The sequence below is a fragment of the Streptomyces sp. NPDC006529 genome, from assembly GCF_040611795.1.
Classification (GTDB): domain Bacteria; phylum Actinomycetota; class Actinomycetes; order Streptomycetales; family Streptomycetaceae; genus Streptomyces.
On record NZ_JBEXPB010000051.1, the window covers coordinates 20,894 to 43,145 of the forward strand.

15 protein-coding genes and 1 pseudogene are annotated in these 22,252 nt (G+C 73.9%); 9 read left to right on the forward strand and 7 right to left on the reverse strand.

Going from position 1 to position 22,252, the window contains the following annotated elements; genetic code table 11:
- Nucleotide 1 precedes the first annotated feature (1 nt).
- From ABZY31_RS26850 to ABZY31_RS26860, 3 genes and pseudogenes are all read right to left on the reverse strand, one after another.
- Nucleotides 2–2,035, reverse strand: a complete 2,034-nt coding sequence (locus ABZY31_RS26850; RefSeq protein ID WP_356415004.1) for an NAD-binding lipoprotein — start codon at nt 2,033–2,035, stop codon at nt 2–4.
- Between the two features lie 229 nt (nt 2,036–2,264).
- Nucleotides 2,265–2,414, reverse strand: a pseudogene (locus ABZY31_RS26855) (hypothetical protein); the annotation flags it as partial.
- A gap of 7 nt (nt 2,415–2,421) precedes the next feature.
- Nucleotides 2,422–2,778: a helix-turn-helix domain-containing protein gene (locus ABZY31_RS26860; protein ID WP_356415006.1), complete on the reverse strand. Its 357-nt coding sequence runs from the start codon at nt 2,776–2,778 to the stop codon at nt 2,422–2,424.
- A gap of 68 nt (nt 2,779–2,846) precedes the next feature.
- Here ABZY31_RS26860 and ABZY31_RS26865 point away from each other — a divergent pair, with 68 nt between their 5' ends.
- Together ABZY31_RS26865 and ABZY31_RS26870 are read left to right on the forward strand one after the other, a co-directional pair.
- Nucleotides 2,847–3,404 carry a carboxymuconolactone decarboxylase family protein gene (locus ABZY31_RS26865; RefSeq protein ID WP_356415043.1) on the forward strand — a complete coding sequence of 186 codons (558 nt, stop codon included), beginning with the start codon at nt 2,847–2,849 and terminating at the stop codon, nt 3,402–3,404.
- A 51-nt stretch (nt 3,405–3,455) separates the two neighbouring features.
- Complete coding sequence (locus tag ABZY31_RS26870; protein ID WP_356415009.1) at nt 3,456–3,749, forward strand: DUF1330 domain-containing protein; 294 nt, start codon at nt 3,456–3,458, stop codon at nt 3,747–3,749.
- 28 nt (nt 3,750–3,777) lie between these two features.
- Here the strand turns inward: ABZY31_RS26870 and ABZY31_RS26875 are convergent, their stop codons facing one another.
- Nucleotides 3,778–4,749 (reverse strand): arylamine N-acetyltransferase, encoded by a 972-nt coding sequence (locus tag ABZY31_RS26875; protein WP_356415012.1) that lies wholly within the window; start codon nt 4,747–4,749, stop codon nt 3,778–3,780.
- Between the two features lie 170 nt (nt 4,750–4,919).
- On the opposite strand from ABZY31_RS26875, the gene ABZY31_RS26880 reads away from it, so the two are divergent.
- Both ABZY31_RS26880 and ABZY31_RS26885 read left to right on the forward strand, forming a co-directional pair.
- Complete coding sequence (locus ABZY31_RS26880) at nt 4,920–5,789, forward strand: MBL fold metallo-hydrolase (RefSeq protein WP_356415014.1); 870 nt, start codon at nt 4,920–4,922, stop codon at nt 5,787–5,789.
- Nucleotides 5,790–6,172: 383 nt separating this feature from the next.
- Nucleotides 6,173–7,558, forward strand: a complete 1,386-nt coding sequence (locus ABZY31_RS26885) for a DEAD/DEAH box helicase (protein ID WP_356415046.1) — start codon at nt 6,173–6,175, stop codon at nt 7,556–7,558.
- A 130-nt stretch (nt 7,559–7,688) separates the two neighbouring features.
- On the opposite strand, the gene ABZY31_RS26890 is transcribed toward ABZY31_RS26885, so the two are convergent.
- The 3 genes from ABZY31_RS26890 to ABZY31_RS26900 form a co-directional block, all read right to left on the reverse strand.
- Nucleotides 7,689–8,537, reverse strand: a complete 849-nt coding sequence (locus ABZY31_RS26890) for a class I SAM-dependent methyltransferase (RefSeq protein ID WP_356415016.1) — start codon at nt 8,535–8,537, stop codon at nt 7,689–7,691.
- 515 nt (nt 8,538–9,052) lie between these two features.
- Nucleotides 9,053–9,694, reverse strand: coding sequence for a GNAT family N-acetyltransferase (locus ABZY31_RS26895; protein ID WP_356415019.1), 642 nt, complete (start codon nt 9,692–9,694; stop codon nt 9,053–9,055).
- 102 nt (nt 9,695–9,796) lie between these two features.
- Complete coding sequence (locus ABZY31_RS26900) at nt 9,797–10,996, reverse strand: NUDIX hydrolase (protein ID WP_356415029.1); 1,200 nt, start codon at nt 10,994–10,996, stop codon at nt 9,797–9,799.
- 833 nt (nt 10,997–11,829) lie between these two features.
- Between ABZY31_RS26900 and ABZY31_RS26905 the strand changes: the two genes are divergently transcribed.
- The 5 genes from ABZY31_RS26905 to ABZY31_RS26925 all read left to right on the forward strand — a co-directional run bounded on the left by ABZY31_RS26905 (nt 11,830) and on the right by ABZY31_RS26925 (nt 22,190).
- A complete protein-coding gene (locus tag ABZY31_RS26905; protein ID WP_356415032.1) occupies nt 11,830–13,662 on the forward strand; it encodes an RNA ligase family protein in 1,833 nt (610 codons plus the stop codon).
- The gene (locus tag ABZY31_RS26910; protein ID WP_356415049.1) at nt 13,649–16,690 is read left to right on the forward strand and encodes a poly(A) polymerase; all 3,042 of its coding nucleotides are present in this window, start codon (nt 13,649–13,651) and stop codon (nt 16,688–16,690) included. The genes ABZY31_RS26905 and ABZY31_RS26910 overlap by 14 nt, the downstream gene beginning before the upstream one ends.
- A 349-nt stretch (nt 16,691–17,039) precedes the next feature.
- The gene (locus ABZY31_RS26915) at nt 17,040–19,199 is read left to right on the forward strand and encodes a discoidin domain-containing protein (RefSeq protein ID WP_356415035.1); all 2,160 of its coding nucleotides are present in this window, start codon (nt 17,040–17,042) and stop codon (nt 19,197–19,199) included.
- A gap of 128 nt (nt 19,200–19,327) precedes the next feature.
- Nucleotides 19,328–20,404, forward strand: a complete 1,077-nt coding sequence (locus ABZY31_RS26920) for a DUF1996 domain-containing protein (RefSeq protein WP_356415037.1) — start codon at nt 19,328–19,330, stop codon at nt 20,402–20,404.
- A gap of 55 nt (nt 20,405–20,459) precedes the next feature.
- Nucleotides 20,460–22,190 (forward strand): discoidin domain-containing protein, encoded by a 1,731-nt coding sequence (locus tag ABZY31_RS26925; protein ID WP_356415040.1) that lies wholly within the window; start codon nt 20,460–20,462, stop codon nt 22,188–22,190.
- Nucleotides 22,191–22,252 lie beyond the last annotated feature (62 nt).

Sequence of the window (22,252 nt, forward strand, 5' to 3'; positions counted from 1 at the left end):
GTCAGCTCTCGGCGAGCACGATCACCCAGTCGCCGTCGGAGAACCGGACCCGCCGCCGCTTGTCGGGGTTGATCCGCACCCCGAAGCCGGGACCGGTGGCGCTCTCCGCGCGCAGCCGGTAGCCGACCGCGCATTCCCGGCGCCGCCGCGCCGACTCGACGACGGTGGCGAAGGAGACCTCGCGGCCGGCCCGGACGTAGTCCGTGGCCGGCTTCAGGTGGAACTCGTGGCCCTCGGCGGTGAACAACTCCTCGAAGACCGCGGCGAGATACGGGCTCTCCGAGATCTGGGTCATCAGCAGGCTGATCAGCCGGCCGCTCACGACGAAGTCGTTGCCGCCCCGCCCCGGCGCGAGGAGCCGGTTGCCGTCATCGGCCATCTCGGTGGTCAGGACGAGATCCCGCCCTGCGGCGTCCCCGATGGCCCGCAGGTGCAGCAGGGCGACCAGCGTCCTGTCGTCGGCCCGCGCCTCCGGATCCGGCAGCGGAGCGAGCGGCGGGGCCTGGGGCGCGGCGAGGGGCGCGCCGGTCGGGTCCGCGGCGGAGCCGCAGCCCGAGGGCGAACCGCAGCCCGCGACCGCGGGCTCCGTCTCACCGATCACGATCACGCCGTCGTACGACGGCACGTCCAGCTTGGCCAGGGTCAGCGGGTCGGTGATGTCGCCGTCGTGGACGCGGACGTCGAGTCGGGACCGCGCCGCCGCGGCCGCCCTGGCTCCGTACGCGGCCGCGTACGGGCCGAGGGCCACGACGTCCAGGGTGGTTCCCGGGCTCACGTACTGGTCGAGTTGCTCGATGACGAGCGGCGCGCGGCGGTTCCAGCCGAGCAGGAGGAGCCGCTCCCCCTGAACGGCCCCGGCGCCGGGCCCGGTTCCCGTCCCGGGCTCCGGCGCCACGATCGCGCCTTCCTCCACGTGGGAGGCGACGTCCGCCCGTACGGCCGTGTCGTCGTCCCGGGAGATGACGATGATCCGATCGGCCGGGCCGACCGCCGTTTCCGGTGCGGGGTTGAGGGTGACGCTCCCGTCGCCGTGCAGCAGGCCGACCGCCGAAGACGTGGCGAACGAGAGCAGCGCCTCCCCGAACGTCCGGCCCACCAGGTCCTCGGCGGTGACCGGGTAGAACTCGTCCCCCGCGAAGTCCAGCAACTCCGAGTAGACGAGCGAGAGGCCGGGCTGCCGGGCCGTCGAGACGAGGATCCGGGCCACGATGTCGTCGACGCACAGGACGTGTCCCGCGGGGCCGGCGGCCAGTCGGGCGGTCACGTGATGACGGGAGTCGCGGACGGCGGCGACCACCACGGGCCCCTCGTCGGAGCCGGTGACGGACCCGGACACGGCCGTGTCGAGGGCGAGCAGCGTCTTCACCACGTGACCGTCACCGGCGTCCCCGGTGGGCGGCAGCACCAGCACCGCCTTCGCGGTGCCGGGACTCACCCGGGCGAGTTCGGTGGGGTTGGTGGTGCTCCCGTTGCGGCAGATGATCCGCGTCCTTCCCGGGTCGCCGACCCGGGTGGAGATCTCGTCCTCCATCCACGCCTTGTCCTGCGGGGCGAGCACGGCGATGGCGGACCGGCGCTGGTTGGCGTTGGCGGCCACCAGCTCCGCGATCACGGGAAAGACCTGGTCGGACCATCCCAGTACGACGGTGTGCCGCGTCTCCAGCACGGTGGAGTGGCCCATGCGCAGCGACATGACGCGCCGGTTGATGCCCGTGGTGATCAGGCTGACCAGCGTCGACACGAAGAGCAGCGCCACGAGCGCGAGCGACACGGAGGCCAGGACGTAGAGCGGGGAGCCGACCGCGCCCCCGATCTTCAGCGTCTGCCCGACGCTGACCCACACCGCGGTGAGCCGTCCCGACAGCGTGGCGGGCGCGGCCCGGTCGGACCAGACGAGGACCGTGCTCGCCGGAACGACGACGGCCAGGCAGGCCAGGGCGAGCCAGCCGATGAGCGCGGTGGTTCCCCCGGAGAACAGATGGTCGAAGCGGTACCGGAGCCGCAGCCTGAGTGTCGTCGTGCGCTGCTGTGCCACACCAGCTCCCGTACATCCCTCGACGCGCCGATCGGAACGACGGCCCGCACCCGGGACCCACCCTAGACAGCCGCCCCACCCCCACCCCCGCGAACCGCTCCGACCTCACCCAGAGGTGTGAACGGCCGCCCTGCCGCGGGCACGACGGCGGCTGGGTCAGGTGCCCGGTCTCCGGGCCCGAAGGGGCCAGTAGTGGCGTCCGCAGCCGGCCGATGGTGTCCCGCCACGCGTCGGCCGAGTCGGTCTCCTCCCCGAGCTCCAGGAGCTCGCTGGGGCCGGTGACCACGCGGTCGAGGGCTCGGCCCGCGAGTGGGCGCAGGTCGGCGGGTACCAGGTCGCCAACTCGCCACGGCACCGCTGCCGTGGTCAGAGCGGCCATGCGGTGATCATTGCGGGCCGTCTGCCGTAGCGGGTCCCATTTCCTCGGCCCAGCGGCGGCTCCAGGCGCCCAGCGGGCTCAGCGCCTCGACGAGGTCCCGGCCGAGCTCGGTGAGGCGGTAGCCATCGCCGTCCGGGGCGATCAGGCGGGCGCCGGACAGTTCCTCGATGCGGGTGCTGAGCACGCTGGAGGACATGCGCTCGCATCGGCGCTGCAATTCACGGAAGCCGACCGGGGCTTGCCGCAGTTCCCACAGGATCCGCATCGTCCAACGCCGGCCGAGCAGGTCGAGTGCGGCCATCACTGGACGACCCGTTTCGGACCCCCGCACCGGCACACCGGGACGTGGCGCTCTGGCTTCCATACGCCCTCCTTGCGCTTCGCTTCTCGAAGCATCATAGTGATTCGGAAATCGAAGCAGGAGGTGTCGCGATCCCACGCATCGAACCGCTCACCCCGCCCTACACCGCCGACGTCGACCGGGCGCTCCGCCGATGGATGCCGCCGGGTGTGCCGCACGAGCCGCTCACGCTGTTCCGCGTCCTCCACCGGAACCCGGAGCTCGCCTCACGCATGTTCGGTCTCGGCGCCGGACTGCTGGGCCACGGGCTCCTGCCCGCCATCGACCGGGAGATCGTCATCGCCCGCGTGACCGCGCGATCCGCCTGCGCTTACGAATGGGGCGTCCACGCCGCCACCCTGGCGCCACAGGCCGGACTCAGCCCGGAACAACTCCGCGCAACCACCCGACCCGACGCGGCAGTCAGCGCCCCCTGGTCACCACGCCACACGGCATTGCTCCACGCCGTCGACGAACTGGACGACACGGCCCGGCTCACACAGTCCGCCTGGGACGCCCTGCACACGCACTACGAAGCGGCTCAACTACTCGAACTGCTCGTACTGATCGGCTGGTACCGAACCATCAGCTGTCTGGCCAACGGGCTCCTCCTGGAAGCGGAACCCTGGGGCCACCGGTTCCCCACCTGATGCTCGACCACCCGTACGTCGGATGCACGCATCCCCACACTGGAGGTTTCCATGCCCAAGGGCTACTGGGTCAGCGCCTACCGCACCATTTCGGACCAGGCGAAGCTGGACGCCTACAACAAGCTGGCCGGTCCGGCCGTCCGGGCCGGGGGCGGGCGGGTCCTCGTCCGGGGCGGTCGTGTCGTGGCGCATGACGCCGGAACCGCCGAGCGCACCATCCTGATCGAGTTCGACAGCTTCGAACAGGCCGTCGCGGCGCGCGAGAGTGCGGCCTACCAGGAGGCGCTGGCCGTACTCGCCGACGGCGTCGAGCGCGACTTCCGCATCGTCGAGGGCCTTGACTGACCCCTGCCCGCCAGGACCTTGGCGACCGTCACGCTCCCGCTTCGGCGGCGGCCGATCGGTGGGCGGCGACCTCCCGGAGTTCCTCCTCCGTGAGCGCGATCCCGAACACCTCCCGCAGGGCCCCGTCCAGGGCCTCCGGGGCGATCTGCTCGGTGGTGTCCGTCCCGTCGGGGCGGGTGGTGACGTGCGTCAGGCCGTCCAGGCTGTGGTGGGCGGCCGGGGTCATGCGCTGGGCGAACAACCGGCGGACGAACGGGGAGCGCGGGTGCGTGCCCACGAAGTGGCTGGCGACGACGTAGTCGATCGGGTACTGGGCGGTGAGGGTGAAGGTGTGCCGGTCGATCCACGGCGTCGCGGCGCGCTCGGGGTCGTGGTCCGGGCCGGACGGGCCGGGAGCGCTCTGGTACAGCCACCACTGGTCGATGCCGTGGGGACCGGGCCGTCGCTCCAGCCGGTGCTGCCAGCCGTCGTACGCGATGCGCGCCCCGTCGGCGATCTCGATCGGGCCGAGCGGACCGGCCCCGAAGCCGACGTCGCACAGCCACCTGCGGTCGTCGTCGCGGGTGGTGACGGCGAGCAGGCCGTGCGTGGCGGGCAGCACCTTGGGAGCGCCCAGGCTGACCCGGCCGATCATGCCGGTGACGTGGAACCCGAGGCGTTCGACCGCGGCGGCGAAGACCAGTACGTGCTCGAAGCAGTAGCCGCCGCGGCGGTCCCGGACGAGGCGGTCCTCGATGGACGGGAGGTCGAGCGGCAGGTCCCGGCCGAGGACGGCGTGCACGTTCTCGAAGGGGATGCCGGTGGTGTGGGCGCGCTGGAGGTCGCGCAGGACCGTGAGCGTGGGCTCACGGGGCCCGTCGTAGCCGGTCCGGGCCAGATAGGCGTCGAGGTCGAGCAGTGCGCCGGACCACCGGTCGGGGCGGTGGTCGGTCGGGCCGGGGGCGGCGCTCGGGGTGGTGGTGGGGGTGGTGGCCCTGGTGTCGGTCGGCGGAAGGTCCATGATCCCATGCTCCTCCCTCCAGGGCGGTGGACGGTACCCGGAGATCACGGCAGGGCGGGAAGTACAAGATCGCCACTGCCTACCGGGACCGGACGGGGGTGGGGTATCCCTGAAGGGCGCCCCGATCGGAGGCGCTGCCCCCTGCGCTGCCCCATGGAAGGACACGTGCCGTGGACGGCTGGTATGTGGATGAGCGCTGCTTCAATTGCGATGTCGCACGACAGCTCGCGCCCGGTCTGATCGGCGAGGTGAACGGAAGGTCCCGGATCCTGCGGCCGCCGCGCGACGACAGGGAGACGCGGGATCTGCACGCAGCCGTCTTCGCCTGCCCCACCCGCTCGATCCGCCCCGCCTCCGGGCGACCGGACCAGCGGCTCGACCCCTTCCCGATGCCCTTGGACAGCGGCGTGCTGCTGTGCGGGCACAACTCGCCCCAGACGGCCGGGGCCAATTCCTACCTGCTGCTGCGGCCTTCCGGCGCGGTCATGATGATCGACACCCCGCGCTGGAGTCGTGGGCTCGCCGAACGTTACGCAGCCGTGGGCCCGGTCACCGACGTGCTGCTCACCCACCGCGACCACGCGGCGCACGGCCGCCGCTACGCCGACCACTTCGGCGCCCGGCTGTGGATCCACGAGGGCGACCTCGACGCGGAGCCGACCGCTGACCAGGTGATCCGGGGCCGCGAGCCCGTGGAGATCGGCGAGGGAGTCACCGCCCACCCGCTGCCCGGCCACACCCGGGGCAGCGTGCTCTACCTCGCGGACGACCGGTACTGCTTCAGCGGGGACAGCTTCTACTGGTCCCGCGCCGCCGGCGACCTGGCAGTCGCGGACAGTGTGACCTGGTATTCCATCGAGGAACTGGCCACCTCACTGGTCAGGACGGCCGGGCGGGTCCGCTTCGCATGGGTTCTGCCGGGCCACGGTGATCGCCGCCGCCTGCCTGCCGAGGAGATGTCCCGGCGGTTGCGCACCCTGGCCGAGCGCACCCGGCGGCTGCGGCCGCGCCCGATCGACTTCACCGCCGTTCGCTGGTGAACGGGCCGCCCGGCCACAGGCGCACGCAGCGGACCGTTCTCCGGCCCGGGGCCGCGCCCCCGGCCGGTGGGGGCCGGGGGTAGAATGGGATGGTTACTTGTGGCGCACGGCCTTCGGTCAGGCGCCTACGCACGACGAAGCCGGGGCCCGTACCGCTGGGTACGGGCCCCGGTTCGTTCCGGCTCGTTCTCGCGCGTGCCCGCCCGCCGCCGTTCCCCGGCCCGGGTCGGGACTCCTCGACGACGTGCTCCGTATCGAGGAAGGTTCTCCGTTTGAATCCGTCAGCCCGTGGCCGCTTCGGCGTCCAGCCCGGCAGGCCCCCCAAGACCGCGAAGTCCCCCAAGAAGTCCGCGCGGCCCCTCGCGCTCCAGGGCGAGTTCGCGATGCCGCAGACGGTCGCGCCGGCGCTGCCCGCGGTGGCGGCGTTCTCCGAGCTGGGGCTGCCGGAGGAGCTGATGGCGGCGATGGCGGAGCTGGAGGTGCGCGAGCCGTTCCCCATCCAGGCCGCCACCCTGCCCAACGCGCTCGCGGGCCGGGACATCCTCGGCCGCGGGCGGACCGGGTCCGGCAAGACCCTCGCCTTCGGGCTGGCCATGATCGTCCGGACGGCCGGACGGCGCGCGGAGCCGAAGCGCCCGCTGGCCCTGGTCCTCGTACCGACCCGGGAGCTCGCCCAGCAGGTGACCGAGGCGCTGACCCCGTACGCGCACGCCATGAAGCTGCGGATGGCCACCGTGGTGGGCGGTCTGTCCATCAGCCGCCAGGTGAGCGCCCTGCGGACCGGCGCCGAGATCGTCGTGGCCACGCCGGGACGGCTCAGCGACCTCGTCGGGCGGCGCGACTGCCACCTGGAGCGCGTCAAGATCACCGTGCTCGACGAGGCCGACCAGATGACCGACATGGGCTTCATGCCGCAGGTCACCGAGATCCTCGACCAGGTGCACCACGACGGTCAGAAGATGCTCTTCTCCGCCACCCTCGACCGCAACGTCGACCAGTTGGTCCGGACTTACCTGAAGGACCCGGTCGTCCACTCGGTCGACGCGTCGGTCGGCACGGTGACGACGATGGAGCACCACGTGCTCCACATCCACGCCGCCGACAAGTACGAGACCGCCACCGAGATCGCGGCGCGCGACGGGCGGGTGCTGATGTTCCTGGACACCAAGCACGGTGTGGACCAGTTCACCCGGCACCTGCGGGCCAACGGCGTACGGGCCGAGGGCCTGCACAGCGGCAAGTCGCAGCCGCAGCGGACCCGCACGCTGGCCCAGTTCAAGACCGGCGCGGTGACCGTACTGGTCGCCACCAACGTGGCCGCGCGCGGGCTGCACGTCGACGACCTCGACCTCGTCGTGAACGTCGATCCGCCCGCCGACCACAAGGACTACCTGCACCGCGGCGGCCGTACGGCGCGCGCGGGCGAGTCCGGCCGGGTCGTCACCCTGGTCACCCCGAACCAGCGCCGCGACATGACACGGCTGCTGGCCGACGCGAAGATCCGCCCCACCATCACCCAGGTGCGGTCGGGCGACTCCCTGCTGAGCAGGATCACCGGGGCGAAGAAGCCGTCCGGCGTGCCCCTCGCCGGGTCCGTGCCCGCAGAGGGCGGCAAGGGCGGGAAGGGCACCAGCACCCTCGCCTTCCGCGGCATGGGCACCCGGCCGGGCCGGCCCGGCGGCGGCAAGGCCAAGGAGTCCCGCAAGACCACGGAGGCCCGCCAGGCCGCCGAGGCGCGGGCGGCCGCGCGGGTGCGCCGCGGAGTCTGACCGCGCACGGTGAGAGTGACCGGAGGCCGGGTGCGCGTCGCGCAGCCCGGCCTTCCGCGTGCGGGTCAGTGGTGGCGTCCCGCGCCGGAGGCCGGTGCGCTCTCGCGCAGCCCGGCCTACGGCCTACGGTTCAGTGGCGGCGTCCCGCGACGATCGCGCGCGTCACGATGGGCGGCAGCAGGTCCTTCGCGAGCTTGCGCACGCGCCGCCCGCGGGGTGCGGGCTTGGGCTGCGCCGGAACCGCCGCCAGCACGGGGACCTCGGGGGCCTTCAGCGGCTTCGGCTCGGGGCCGGCGTCCGCCCGCTGGCCGCCGATCCGCACGAGCGGGGCGCCCGCGACGTGGTCGATCCCGTGCCACAGGTCCTCGCGGCCCTCCAGCCACGTGCCCAGGGCCTTCTGCAGCGGGGCGGGGTCGTCCCAGGTCGCGTAGAGCTTCGTCCCGGTCACGCAGATCACCCGCAGGTCGGACGAGGTGACCGCGCCCCATACGGCGGCGGCGACGCCGGGGCAGTGCTCGGACCGGTAGTCGTCGAACGCCACCACGGCGCCGGGCGCCGCGAGGACGCGGGAGGCCTCGATGTCCCCGTGCACGTGCTCGTAGAGGTGCGAGGCGTCGATGTGGATGAACCGGCAGCTGGCGGGGCGTACGCGGTCACCGACGACGGAGGTCGGGGCCTGGATGACGGTGGGCAACTCCTCGTGGAAGGCGAGGTAGTTGGCCTCGAAAGCCTGGCGGGTCAGCGAGGCGTACGAGGACTGCGTCTCGGCGAGGTTGGACGCGTCCTCGGCGGGCGAGTCGAAGAGGTCACAGACGGTGAACTCCTCGCCGTCGCGCAGGTAACCGCCCATGTAGATCGCGCTCTTGCCCATGTACGCGCCGAGTTCCAGCAGGTCACCGCGGTGTTCGGCGTCGGCGTTCTGGTGTTGCAGGAACCAGTCGAACAGCAGCTGGTCGACGTTCCAGAACCATCCCTTCACGTCTTTGAACCCCGTGGGGACCGGTGCTGCGGACAGCACGGGGGGGTCGGTGACAGGGAGACGCGCAGCTTGCGACATGGAGAGTCGTCCTCCGGGATATGGCACGGAATCAGCACTGACACCTGGCCGGGTAGCCAGACCTTAGACCACGGGACGGGTACATGACGAGGCTGCGGCGAAGCGGAGGGGTTCGGCGGGGGGCCGGGGGGTAACGGATCGGCTGGTGCGGGGGGTTGCCGCGGGCCCCTGGGGGGGCCGAGGGGGGACGGGGTGCCGCGGTGCGCTCCCTGGTGAGCAGCGGCCCGGGCCGGGCCGTCCCGGCCACTGGTCTCGGCGCCCCCCGGTAGCGGCGCAGGGGGCGGAGAGCGTGAGTGCCGGCTTGCGCCTGGGGGGCCTCCGGCGGCGCCTCAAACGCCGGCGGGGCTGGATCGGGCCGGGGTAGCCCTGCGCCTCATGGTGGGCGGGGCTGGATCGGGCCGGGGTGGGCCCTGCGCTTCACCCGGCGGTTTCCGGGGTCAGGGGGCGATCAGGAGGGCCTCTGAGCCGATCGGGCGGTAGCCGGCGGCTTGGAAGGCGCGGATGCTGCGGGCATTGCCCGCAGCCTGTTGGGACCAGACCGGGGCGCCGCCCGGGACCAGGTGGCGGGCGGCGGTGGCGAGGGCGCGGCCCAGGCCCCGGTGCCGGGCCGGCTCGTCCACCTCGATCGCCGTTTCCCAGCGGCCCGCGACCCCGCGGCCGAGGACCACGACCCCGCCGTCGGCGGCCCACACCCGTACGTCGTCGCGCCGGGCGCGCGCCCGGACCACCCGGGGGTGGTCCCGGTCCGCGAGTTCGCGCAGGGCGAGCGGCGGCTCCCCCGGCAGCGGGTCGGCCACGGTCATCAAGTCGATCGTGTCGTGCCGGCGCCCGGTGCGGTCCAGCAGGGCGGCCAGGAAGCGGGGGTTCATGGTGGCGGCCAGGCCGTCGCAGTCGACGGTGGCCAGGGCCGACCGTACCCACGCGGGGTCCTCGTCGGTGAAGACCACGGAATGCGCGGTGAAGGCGATCACCCCGGCGTCCCGGTGCCGCTCCTGCGCGACCACCGTGGTACCCCCGTCGGGCGGCGGGAACTGCCCGCGTGCCGCCGCGTCGAGGATCTCCCCCAGTGTCCGGCCCATGCCGCCACCCCGTTCCTGTTCCCGTGCCGGTACCGCATCACCCGACGCGTGGCCCCTGAAACTATATGCCGGGCGCCCGGTGCCGGTACGAAACGCCCGCGCTCACCAGGCCAGACCCTCCGCCGGGAGTTCCGTGCACGGGCGGCGCGGGGACCGGGGCAGGCCGAGGCGGGTACGGGCCGCGTGCACGGCGGTCAGCTGGTCCGCCGCCGCGGGGCCCCAGTCGCAGAGGTCCCGGACCTGCTCCGGGGTGGCCAGCAGGCGGGCGTGCCGCGCATCGGCGGCCGGGCCGAGCGCGCGCAGCCGGGCCGCGGAGCGGATCCGCACACCGCGGCCCGCCGCGCCCTCCTCGGTCAGGTGACCCAGCAACTCCGCCTCGGTGATGGTCAGTTCGGGGCCGGGTTCGGGCAGCCGCGCGTTTCCGGTGGCGTGGTCGATCAGGACCATCACCCGCCCGTCGGGGGCGAACAGCCAGGCCGCCCGGTCCTCCACCCGCGCCGTCTCCGGGGCCGGGCCCGCGCACCAGGTGCCCCGCTGCGGGGTGCGCCGGGTGCGCAGCGCGCCGAGCCGGTCGAGCGCGCCGGGGGTGGTGGGCCGTCCGTCCTCCAGCAGGGCGGGGCCGCCGCCCTCGATGCGGGCCCGCAGGGCGGACAGTGCGCGCCGCGCGTCGCCGGGGTGCATCAGACCCGGCAGATCGGCGGGCTCCGCGAAGTGGACGCCGGTGATCTCCTGGGCGGGGAGGCGGATGGCAGCGATGCGTTCCGCGTTCCAGGTGCCGCCGTCGAAGACGTGCAGGATCTCGCCGGGGAAGCGCATCTCCGGTTCAAAACCGGGGGCGTCGGCGGGGATCCAGTCCACGGCGAGGCCGCGGGGGAAGTGGTCCCGGATGCCGAGTTCCTCGTACACCTCGCGGGCGGCCGCCGCGGACGGCGCCTCCCCCGCGTCCACGGCCCCGCCGGGCAGCAACCGGTCGGGACGGTAGTCCACGGTCTGGACGAGGACCCGCCCGTCGGGGTCGGTGACCAGGACGCACGCGGCGCTCCAGAGCGCGGCGCGCGAGGCCCCGTACTCGGCCGCGGTCATCCACGTCCCGACCGTGTGGGCGAGCCGGCCCGGGGTCACGGGGGCCGGTACGGCGGGCTCGGGAAGTTCCCGCTCCCCGGCCGGACGGTCCACACCCCCGTGCTCTTCGGCCGCGTGCCCTTCGGCCGTGCGGTCCTCGGTCGGGTGCTCCTCGGTCGTGCAGTCCTCGGTCGCGTGGTCCGCGCGGTCCGTCCGGTCCGTGTCGGTCAACTGCGGCATCGGTACTCCGTTCACCGTGGGTGGGAGAGGGCCGGGGCGGGCTCGTGACAGGCGGGGCGGAGCCGTTCCCCTGCACCTGTGCAACAGCGCGCGCGGCCCCCGGGTTACGGCGCCGGGCGTACGCCGCGCGCACGAGGTCACCTCAGGGGCGCCGATGCGCGCGCAACCCGGCGATGGTGACCTCACCCGTGAGCGTGACGCCGTCACCCGCCCGGGTCCCGGATGCGGCAGGGTGGGCGGATGCAGCTGCGCCGGGTCGTGCCCCTGTCTCTTGCCGCGCTCGTCCTCGGGGCGGGGTGCGCCGGATGTGTGACGGTCGCACCGGCGGCTCCGGGCGGGGCGGCCGTCCGTACGGCCGCCCCGCCCACGCGTGCGGCCCTTCCGGTGCTGCCCCTGGGGCGCCTGCCGCAGGAACCCGCTCCGGTAGCGGAAGATCAGGCACCGGCCGGCCCCGCGCCCAGCGGCGAAGACCAAGACCCAGAAGACCAGGAAGACCACGCGGCCCAAGGCGCCGACGACGGCCGGCACCGGGCCCCGCACCGCTCGGACACGCGGCGCGACCCCGCCCCGCCGAAGGCGCGCACGCCGCGTGCCCGGCCTCGTCCGCACGCACGGCCCGCCGCACCGGGGCGCGCCTCCGACATGGCGGCGATCTGCGCGGCCGCCCGGGGGACGGCGTCTCCGGCCCTCGCCCAGCTGTGCGCGGACCGGTTCGGCCGCTGAACGGCGCCGCCCGTGCGGGCTCGACGGCCCCGCGCCGGAGCGATAATCGGTAGATCGGCCCGGTACGCCTTCCTACAGTGGCGGGACCACCTCGCCGACCGGAGCGGATCATGCGCACCCACTATCCCCGCACGCCGCACGTCCCGTGGTCGCCCGGGGCCACGCCCGACGACATTCGGACCGGGGACCTGTCGGGGATGCCCGGGCTCGCGGGGCGCGAGGTCGTCGTGACCGAGAAGCTCGACGGCGAGAACACGAGCATCTACACCGATGGTCTGCACGCCCGCTCGCTGGACTCGGCCCACCACCCCTCGCGGGCCTGGGTGAAGGCCCTCCAGGGCCGCATCGGCCCGCGCATCCCCGCCGGTTGGCGGATCTGCGGCGAGAACCTCTACGCGCGCCACTCCCTCGCCTACGAGGCGCTGGACAGCTGGTTCTACGGCTTCTCGGTCTGGGACGGCGACCGGTGCCTCGACTGGGACCGGACCGTGCGGTTCCTGACCGGGCTCGGCGTGCCGGTGCCGCGCGTGCTGTGGCGGGGCGTTCTGGACGCGCCGGCCGAGCGCGCGCTGCGCAGGCTGAAGCTGGACACGAGCCGCCACGAGGGGTACGTCGTGCGCTCCGTGGAGGGCTTCGACCGTGCGGCCTTCGCCCGGCACGTGGCCAAATGGGTGCGCGGGGGCCATGTGCAGACCGGCACGCACTGGATGTTCGCGTCCGTGGTGGAGAACGGTCTCGGCCCGGCCGCCGCGCTATGGGCGGTCCGTTCGGGCGCGATGCCCGACGTACCGGCCGTGCTGTCGGCAGCGGGCGTGCCGGACGCCGGGGACCATGCGGATGCCCCTGTCGATAAGTGCGCGGACGCGCGCGCGGAGAGGGTGGCCGGGGCCGTCGCCCGGCTCGACGGGTTGGGGCGGTCGGGGGACGCCCGGTTGGCGGGGGTGCTGGCCGCCGCGCTGCACGGCGCGCACCGGGGGCTCCTCGCGCCGCGCCTCGCGGAAGCGCTCGGGCTGCCGCTCGCGCGCCGGGTGGCGGATCTCGTCGGGTTGCAGGGGCGGTTGCAGCTGCCGTTCCCCGACGACGGGCGCGCGGCGGGGCTCGCGCGGATGGCGGCCGCGGCCGATCTCGGGGTCCTGCACGCGGTCGCCGGGGCGGTGGCGGGGGCGCGTACCGACGCCGAGGGCGCCGGGGCGCGGGAGTGCGTCGAATGGTCCGCGCTGTGCGCCGAGGAGGCCGGGCTGCTGGGCCCCGATCCGTACGGGCCGCTGCGGTCGGGGCTCCGGGAGGCGCTGGCGGGACTCGACGGGCAGGCGGCGGACCGGTGCTGGGCGCAAGCGCGCCAGGCCTGGGCCGAGGGCCGGGCCGGCGGCGTGGAGGAGGCGGTGGCGGCGACCTGGCGGTGGCGGGACGGGGACTTCCCCCGGCTGGTCCAGCTGGTCGGGCCGTCGGGCAGCGGAAAGAGCACCTTCGGGCGGGCGCTGCCGGGGGTGGACGCGTACGTCTCGCTGGACGACCTGCGCTCCGCGCGCGGAGCCCGGTCGGACCAGCGGGCCAACGGCGAGGTGCTGCGGGAGGGGCTGGACCGGCTCGACGCGGCGCTCGCTGCCGGGGGCACGGTGGTGTGGGACGCCACCTCGCTGGTGGCTCCGCAGCGCGCGCTGGTCGGTGCGGTGGCCCGGCGCCGGGACGCGCTGGTGACGCAGGCCGTCGTCCTGGCCGACGAGCAGGCGCTGCTGCGGCGCAACGGCACGCGCGCTCATCCGGTGCCGCCCGCGGTCCTGGACGCCCAGCTGCGCCGGTTCGCGCCGCCGTACCCGGGTGAGGCGCACCGGACGTGGTACATCGGGGCGGGCAGCGCCGTGGAGGACACGGCGGGCGGGCTGTACGACGGGCACCCGGACGAGACCGGCACGACGGGGGGCCGGCGTGATGCGCACCAGTGAGCAGCTGTACCACCAGGTCCGCTGGGACCCCCGCTTCGATCCCGCCCGGTTCGTCATGGGGCTGCTCCAGCGGGGGGCCGACCCGAAGCGGATGCCGCTGACCTCCTTCGTGCCGGGCGGCGACATCCCCTGGCACCGGGTGCTGTTCGTCGAGGCGGACGGGGAGCGGGTGTGGGACCGGGCGACCGGCGTGGACCGGGTCGAGGCCTCGGGGGCCGGGCGGGCGCGCGCCCCCCGGCTGCTGCGCGCGCCCTTCTTCACGGCGCGCACGGCGCACGTCTGGGACCCGGCGCGCGGCTGGGTGCCGGACGAGGGAGCCGCCCTCACCGGGCTCGCGCCGGTGACCGCTGCGGCCGGGGCGACCGTGCGCGTGCTGACCTGGAACACGCTGTGGGACCGCTACGACGGCCCGTTCATCGAGACGGCGCGGCGGCGCCCGCTGCTGCTCGCCGAGCTGGCCGCCGCCGACGCCGACGTGATCGCGCTCCAGGAGGTCGAACCACGGCTGCTCGACCTCCTCCTGGCCGAACCCTGGGTACGCGCCTCCTGCACCGTGGGCACGTCTCCGCGCGGCCGGGACGTGCCCGGTACCGGCTTGCTGCTGCTCAGCCGGATGCCCGTACGCGAGGCGGGAGTTCACGCCCTGGGGCCGCACAAGGGGGTCGCCGCCATCACGGTACAGACGGCGGCTGGGCCGCTCGTGGTCGCCGCGACCCACCTCAGCAGCGACCACTCCGCCGACGGCGCGGGCCGGCGGGCGGCCGAACTGGTCGAACTGGCCGATGGGTTGGCCGGGATCGACGGCGAGGTCGTACTCATGGGCGACTTCAACGACGGGCGCGGGGGCGCCGAGGGGCCCGCGGGGGCGCTGGGGCTGCGGGACGTGTGGACCGAGGTGCACGGGGCGGCGGACGCGACGGCGACCTTCGACCCCGCGGTCAATCCGCTGGCCGCCGTGGGCTCGCTGACCGGGCGCGCCGCCCGGCTGGACCGGATCCTGCTGCGGGGCGGGGCCCGGGTGGCGGGGGCGGTCCTGCGCGGGGACCGGCCCGCCACCGCCGACGGACTGTTCGTGTCCGATCACTTCGGGGTGGCGGCGGAACTCGAACTCGGGCCGCCTGACGACCGATTCGGCCCGACGACCGGTGGGGCGGCCGCCGACCCGGGGGGCGGGCCGGCCGTGCTCGACGCCGCGGCGACCGCGCGGACCGCCGTGGCCTGGATCCCGCCCGCGGAGCTGTGGCCCACCGTGCAGGAGCTGCGCCGGGAGCTGGATCCGCAGGTGGACCGCTGGCCGCCGCACGTGAACCTGCTGTTCGGGTTCGTACCGGAGTCCGCGTTCGACCGGGCGGCCGTCCTGCTGGCCGAAGCCGCCGCCGCGGTGCCCGCCTTCAGCGCGCGTCCGGCCGGCGTGCACAGCTTCGGCCACCGCGAGGACGCGATGCTGTGGCTGGACCCGGCGGCGGGCGGTGAGGCGCCCTGGCAGGAACTGCGGGCGGCGCTGGTAGGCCGGTTCCCCGGGTGCGGGGGGCGCGCCGAGGGGTATACCCCGCATCTGACGCTGGGTCGCAGTACGGATCCGGCACGCGACGCGGCCCGGTGCGCGCAGGTGCTGGCCGCGGCTCCGGAGGCGGGGGCTTCCGTGCGGGTGGGATCGCTCGCCGTGCTGTCCCGGCGGGGCGGGGAAGCGATGCGGGTGCGGTTCACGGTGGCCCTGGGCACGGGCGAGGTGCGGTGGCTGCCGGAGGGGTCGGCCGGGCCGGAGGCGGACGGAGGCGCGGGGCCGGACGGTGGCCCGGACGCCCCGGACTTCCTGGAGGAGCAGGCGCGTTCCGTCACGGAGCGGCTGGCGCGGGCCCTGTCCGAGGGGGTGGTTGAGGTCGCCGGATCGCGCCGGACGGGGTGCGCGCTGTCCGGGGCGGACCTGGACCTGGTGGCGGCCCTCGCGGGGCCGGTGGAGCCGGCGCGGCTGCGCGAGCGGGTGGTGGCCGCGCTGCCGGAGGCGGTCCGGGTCCGGGAGGTGCACGGGGCGCGCGTACCCGGGCTGCGGTTGCGGGTCGGCGCGCTGGACGTTGACCTCGCGGTCGTCGCGGGCGCGGAGGTCGATCCCGGTCGCGCGGTGGCCCGGCGGGCCGAGTGGGGCGAAGGCGCCGCGCTCGCGCTGAGCGCGGTGAGCGACGCCGTGGCGGTGCGCGAAGCCGTGGGCCCGGAGCGCCACGCGGCCTTCGCGGAGCTGGCCCGGCGGGTGAAGGAGTGGGCGCGGGCCCGGGGGCTGGACTGCGCTCCGTTCGGCGGCCTGCCCGGGCTGGCCTGGGCGGTGCTCGCCGCGCGTACGACGGAGAGCGCGGGCGCGGCCGGCCTGACCGGTGACGCGCTGCTGCGCCAGTTCTTCGGCGGGTGGGCGGCCTGGGACTGGCGCCTGCCGGTGGCCTTGCGGGACGGGCCGGCTGCGGGAGGGTCCGTGACCGCGGCGGACGCCATGCCCCCGGAAGCGACCGCGGCTGATGTGACCTCGGACCGCGCGACCGACGCCCCGGTGACCGTACTGACCCCGACCGCGCCGGTGCGTTCCTGCACGGCCCAGGTGGGGCCGGGCTTCCGCGACCTGCTGGTGCGCGAGCTGTACCGGGCGTGGGAGATCACGGAGAGCGGGCCCGGGCCCTGGCCCGCGCTGCTCGACCCGCCGCCGCTGCACCGGCGGCACGCGGCCTGGGCGCAGGTCACCGTGCGCCCCGCTCCCGGAGCGGAGGCCGAGGCAGAGGAGACGGTGGGCCGGGTCCGGGGCCGGATGCGCGCGCTGCTCGCCGCCCTGGAGGAGGCGGGGGCGGTGGACGCGCACGCCTGGCCGCGCCCCTTCGCCCCGGCCCCGGCCTGCGCCCCGGGGAGCATCCGGTACGCGATCGGTCTGGGTGGGACCCCGCCGGACGCGGAGCGGCTCGCGGTCATCGCCCGGCGCTGGGCCGCGGGGCTGCCGGGTGTGGAGGTGGCCCGGGTGGCGGGCGGGGACGTACCGACACCGCCCCGGTAGCGGGGTGGCTGCGGGCGCACCGGTGGCCCGGCCTGACAAGTAGCGAAGGCGGTTCGCCCGTGAACGCGGCGGTGTCGCCATGTTCCGAACGCAGTGCGCACGGCGGCCTCCCGGGTCTCCTCGGGGCAGGGTCGGACGGAGCCGTTGGGAGTCTCAGCCAAGCGCTCGCGACTTTTTTCGTCAATACTTTTCACAAGGATTGAAGAAACCCCAAGTTCACGGGCCTGCCATCGATTTGACGCATCCACGGGTCTTCAGTTCATGAACGCTGCACCTCTTGACGGGCCCACCCGGGGGCAGTTCACTCACGCTTCGATCCCCCCGGATCCCCGACGTCAGGAGTACCTCCATGCGATTGCTCTCCGACCGGCCGCCGCGGCTCACCGCGGCGGCGCTCGCCGCCGCGCTGGTCGCGGCCCTGCTGATGCTGCTCCCCGCCACCGCGGCCCAGGCGGCTCCGACCCTGCTCTCCCAGGGCAAGCCCGCCACCGCGTCCAGCATCGAGGGCGCCGGCACCCCGGCCGCCGCCGCCGTGGACGGCGACAACGGCACCCGCTGGTCGAGCCAGTTCGCCGATCCCCAGTGGATACAGGTCGACCTGGGCGCGCCCGCTCAGGTCAACCAGGTCGTCCTGCGCTGGGAGACGGCCTACGGGAAGGCCTACCGGGTCGAGCTGTCCACCGACGGCACCAACTGGAGCACCGCGTACTCCACGGCCGCGAGCACCGGCGGCGTCCAGACCCACGACGTCTCCGGCACCGCCCGCTACGTCCGGGTCTACGGCACGCAGCGCGCCACCGGCTACGGCTACTCGCTGTTCGAGTTCCAGGTCTACGGCACCCCGGGCGGCACCGGTCCGACCCTGCCCGGTGGCGGGGACCTCGGACCCAACGTGATCGTCTTCGATCCGTCGACGCCGAACATCCAGGCCCGGCTCGACCAGGTCTTCGCTCAGCAGGAGTCCGCCCAATTCGGCTCCGGGCGCTACCAGTTCCTGTTCAAGCCGGGCACGTACAACGGCCTCAACGCCCAGATCGGCTTCTACACCTCGATCTCGGGCCTCGGCCTGAACCCGGACGACACCACGATCAACGGTGACGTGACCGTGGACGCCGGCTGGTTCGGCGGCAACGCCACCCAGAACTTCTGGCGTTCGGCGGAGAACCTCGCGCTGAACCCGGTCAACGGCACCGACCGCTGGGCCGTCTCCCAGGCGGCCCCCTTCCGCCGGATGCACGTCAAGGGCGGCCTGAACCTCGCCCCCAACGGCTACGGCTGGGCCTCCGGCGGCTACATCGCCGACTCGAAGATCGACGGGCAGGTCGGCAACTACTCGCAGCAGCAGTGGTACACGCGCGACAGCTCAATCGGCAGCTGGAACAACTCGGTCTGGAACCAGGTGTTCTCGGGCACGCAGGGGGCGCCCGCGCAGAGCTTCCCGGACCCGCGGTACACCACCCTCGACACGACGCCCGTCTCCCGCGAGAAGCCCTTCCTGTACCTGGACGGGTCCGAGTACAAGGTGTTCGTGCCCGCCAAGCGCGTCAACGCGCGCGGCACGTCCTGGGGCAACGGAGCGCCGCAGGGGACCTCGGTCCCGCTGAGCCGCTTCTACGTGGTCAAGCCGGGCACGACCGCGGCGACCATGAACCAGGCGCTGGCCCAGGGCCTGCACCTGCTCTTCACCCCCGGCGTCTACCACGTGAACCAGACCATCCAGGTCAACCGCGCCGACACGGTGGTGCTGGGCCTCGGCCTGGCCACGATCGTCCCGGACAACGGGGTGACCGCGATGAAGGTCGCCGACGTGGACGGGGTCAGGCTCGCGGGCTTCCTCGTCGACGCGGGCACCGTCAACTCGCCGAGCCTGCTGGAGGTCGGCCCGGCCGGCACCACCACGGACCACGCGGCGAACCCCACCACCGTCCAGGACGTCTTCATCCGGGTCGGCGGCGCGGGCGCGGGCAAGGCCACGGCGGGCATGGTCGTCAACAACCACGACACGATCGTCGACCACACGTGGATCTGGCGCGCCGACCACGGGGACGGGGTGGGCTGGGAGACCAACCGCTCCGACTACGGCTTCCGGGTCAACGGTGACGACGTCCTGGCCACCGGCCTGTTCGTCGAGCACTTCAACAAGTACGACGTGGAGTGGAACGGCGACCGCGGCCGCACGATCTTCTTCCAGAACGAGAAGGCCTACGACGCCCCCAACCAGGCGGCCGTGCAGAACGGATCGGTCAAGGGCTTCGCGGCGTACAAGGTCGCGGACTCGGTGACCACCCACGAGGGCTGGGGCCTGGGCAGCTACTGCTACTACAACGTCGACCCGACGATCCGTCAGGACCACGGCTTCGAGGTGCCGGTGAAGCCCGGCGTACGGTTCCACGACCTGCTGGTGGTCTCCCTGGGCGGCAACGGCCAGTACGAGCACGTCATCAACAGCACCGGCGCCCCGACCTCGGGTACGTCGACCACCCCGTCCACCGTCGTCTCGTTCCCCTGATCCACCCCTGATCCCCGCAGGACGCGGGGCGGCCGCCGGCCGCCCCGCGTTTTCCGGGCCACCTGAGAGAGCGCTCTCCCAGTGCACCGTACGGCCGCACCCTCCCCCTCCCCGAAGGAGCTGAACCGATGACACTCCACCCGCGGGCCCTGTCCGCCGCCCTCGTCTCCGTCGCCTGCGCCGTGACCGCCACCGCCGGTCTGGGCCTGACCACGCTGACCGCACAGGCCTCACCCGACGCCGGCCTCGCGGTCCACCAGGGCATGGACCACACCGCCGCCGCCCCGCTCGCCGGGGGCGACGACCCGGACGGTGACGGCTACATCCCCGCCGTACCGCCGGTCACCGGCGTGAGCCCGTCCTGGAACAACCCCCCGGACCGGTACTTCCACGAGTTCCAGGCCAACTGTGCGGTCAGCAGGACCGCCCCCGACGACCCGATCGTCTTCGCGGGCCGCCCCGGCGCCTCGCACGACCACACGTTCCTCGGCAACACCACGACGAACGCCTTCAGCACCACCGCGTCCCTCAGCGCCGGCGGCACCGCCTGCAACGCGCCCGGCGACCTGTCCGGCTACTGGATGCCCACGCTCTACAACGGCACCCGGCCGGTCCTGCCCACCGGACCGCAAGTGATCTACTACAAGACGGGCGTCACCGACTACACGAGCGTGCGCCCCTTCCCCAAGGGGCTGCGGTTCGTCGTCGGCAGCCCCACCCAGACCGCTGCCGAGTTCCGCGCCCACAAGGGCTGGGTCGAGGGCTGGGAGTGCGGCGACAGCTTCAAGAACGTCGAGTTCCCGGCCAACTGCCCCGTCGGCACGCAGCTCAACATCCGCATGCAGGCGCCCAGTTGCTGGGACGGCAAGAACCTCGACACCCCGGACCACAAGGCGCACATGGCCTACCCGGTGGTGAAGCCGGGCAACAACGACAACGTCTGCCCCGCGGACCACCCGGTCGCGCTGCCCATGGTCGAGTTCAAGATGGCCTTCCCGGTCAGCGGCGACATGTCGCAGGTCCGGCTCTCCAGCGGGGCCGGCCACACCTTCCACTACGACTTCTTCAACGCGTGGGACGACCGGACACTGAGCGCCCTGGTCGAGCACTGCATCAAGGGCGGCCTCCAGTGCAACGCCCGCGGCTACGACGAGACCCACCCCGCGGCGGGCGCCGTACTGGGCCCCGACTACCGCCTCCCGTAGGCCCGTCCGTTCCCCGCGCGATCCCCTCCCCCCACTCCTCCAAGGAGGCACCGGCATGCTCACGCGCATGCGTACCCTCACCGCCGCGGCCCTGCTCGCCGGAGCCGTCACCGCCCTGCCCGCCCTGCCCGCGCACGCCGCGGGCAGCGTGGTCAGGGTGACCGGCTCCCAGGGCAACTGGCAGCTCCAGGTGAACGGTTCGCCGTACCAGGTCAAGGGCGTCACCTGGGGTCCCTCCCCGGCCGACGCGGCCCGCCTGCTGCCCGACGTGAAGTCGTTGGGCGCCAACACCATCCGCACCTGGGGCACCGACGCGAGCAGCCGCCCGCTGCTCGACGCGGCGGCGGCCAACGGCATCAAGGTCATCGCGGGCTTCTGGCTCCAGCCCGGCGGCGGCCCCGGCAGCGGCGGCTGCACCAACTACGTCACGGACACCACGTACAAGAACGACATGCTCGCCGAGTTCACCCGCTGGGTGCAGACCTACCGGGACCACCCGGGCGTGCTGATGTGGAACGTCGGCAACGAATCGGTGCTCGGCCTGCAGAACTGCTACGCGGGCACGGAGCTGGAGAACCAGCGCAACGCCTACACCGCCTTCGTGAACGACGTGGCGAAGGCCGTCCACCGCATCGACGCCAACCACCCGGTCACCTCCACCGACGCCTGGGTGGGGGCCTGGACGTACTACAAGCGCAACTCCCCCGACCTCGACCTGTACGCGGTCAACTCCTACAAGGAGGTCTGCGGCGTCAAGCAGGCCTGGGAGCAGGGCGGTTACACCAAGCCGTACATCATCACCGAGACCGGCCCGGCGGGCGAATGGGAGGTGCCCAACGACGCGAACGGCGTGCCGCGGCAGGTCGGCGACCAGGCGATGGCCGACGGCTACACCAACGCGTGGAACTGCGTCACGGGCCACCGCGGGGTGGCGCTCGGCGCGACCGTCTTCCATTACGGCACCGAATACGACTTCGGCGGGCACTGGTTCAACCTGACCCCGGCCGGGGAGCGGCGCAAGGCCTACTACGCGGTGAAGCGGATGTACGGCGGGAACACGGCCGGGGACAACCTGCCGCCGACCGTGTCCGTGCCCTCGGTCGCCGACGCCTCGGCCGTGCCGGCGGGCAAGGAGATCACCCTCCAGGCCCCGGCGACCGACCCGGAGGGCGACGCGCTCTCGTACGAGGTGCTCTGGGGCGGCAAGTACGTCGACGGGAGCGTCGGGCTGCTCTCGGCCGCCTCGGGCGCCCTCGGCAACGGCACCATCCGGGTCACGGCGCCGGGCAGGACCGGCGTGTGGATCCTGTACGTGAAGGTCAAGGACGGCCGGGGCAACGTCGGCGTGGAGCAGCGCTCGGTGCGGGTCGTCCCGCCGCCGGTGCCGGGCACGGACGTGGCGCTGAACCGGCCGACCACTGCCTCGACCTTCCAGAACGACACCTGGGGCGGCTGTCCGTGCGGTGCGGCGCTTGCCACGGACGGTCGCAACGACACCCGGTGGGCGAGCAGTTGGGCCGATCCGCAGTGGCTCCAGGTGGACCTGGGCGCGGTGAAGCAGCTGAAGCACGTCCAGCTGGTGTGGGAGTCGGCGTTCGGCAGGGCGTACACCGTCCAGGTCTCCGACGACGGCCGCAGCTGGCGCACGGCGTACGCGACGTCCACCGGGGACGGCGGTATCGACGACGTCGGCATCGCGGCCTCGGGGCGGTACGTACGCCTGGACATGACCCAGCGCGGCACCGGCTACGGCTACTCGCTGTTCCACTTAGGCGTGTACGCCTGACCGCCGCGGCGACCGGCACCACCCCGTGAAACCCGCGCGCCGCCCCCTTCTCCCCACGGGGC

What these genes read in the sequence shown, in the direction of transcription:
- ABZY31_RS26860 (WP_356415006.1), bottom strand. Translation starts at nt 2,778, where the DNA reads ATGGAAGCCAGAGCGCCACGTCCCGGTGTGCCGGTGCGGGGGTCCGAA.
- ABZY31_RS26870 (WP_356415009.1), top strand. Translation starts at nt 3,456, where the DNA reads ATGCCCAAGGGCTACTGGGTCAGCGCCTACCGCACCATTTCGGACCAG.
- ABZY31_RS26875 (WP_356415012.1), bottom strand. Translation starts at nt 4,749, where the DNA reads ATGGACCTTCCGCCGACCGACACCAGGGCCACCACCCCCACCACCACC.
- ABZY31_RS26885 (WP_356415046.1), top strand. Translation starts at nt 6,173, where the DNA reads ATGCCGCAGACGGTCGCGCCGGCGCTGCCCGCGGTGGCGGCGTTCTCC.
- ABZY31_RS26895 (WP_356415019.1), bottom strand. Translation starts at nt 9,694, where the DNA reads ATGGGCCGGACACTGGGGGAGATCCTCGACGCGGCGGCACGCGGGCAG.
- ABZY31_RS26900 (WP_356415029.1), bottom strand. Translation starts at nt 10,996, where the DNA reads ATGCCGCAGTTGACCGACACGGACCGGACGGACCGCGCGGACCACGCG.
- ABZY31_RS26905 (WP_356415032.1), top strand. Translation starts at nt 11,830, where the DNA reads ATGCGCACCCACTATCCCCGCACGCCGCACGTCCCGTGGTCGCCCGGG.
- ABZY31_RS26910 (WP_356415049.1), top strand. Translation starts at nt 13,649, where the DNA reads ATGCGCACCAGTGAGCAGCTGTACCACCAGGTCCGCTGGGACCCCCGC.
- ABZY31_RS26915 (WP_356415035.1), top strand. Translation starts at nt 17,040, where the DNA reads ATGCGATTGCTCTCCGACCGGCCGCCGCGGCTCACCGCGGCGGCGCTC.
- ABZY31_RS26920 (WP_356415037.1), top strand. Translation starts at nt 19,328, where the DNA reads ATGACACTCCACCCGCGGGCCCTGTCCGCCGCCCTCGTCTCCGTCGCC.
- ABZY31_RS26925 (WP_356415040.1), top strand. Translation starts at nt 20,460, where the DNA reads ATGCTCACGCGCATGCGTACCCTCACCGCCGCGGCCCTGCTCGCCGGA.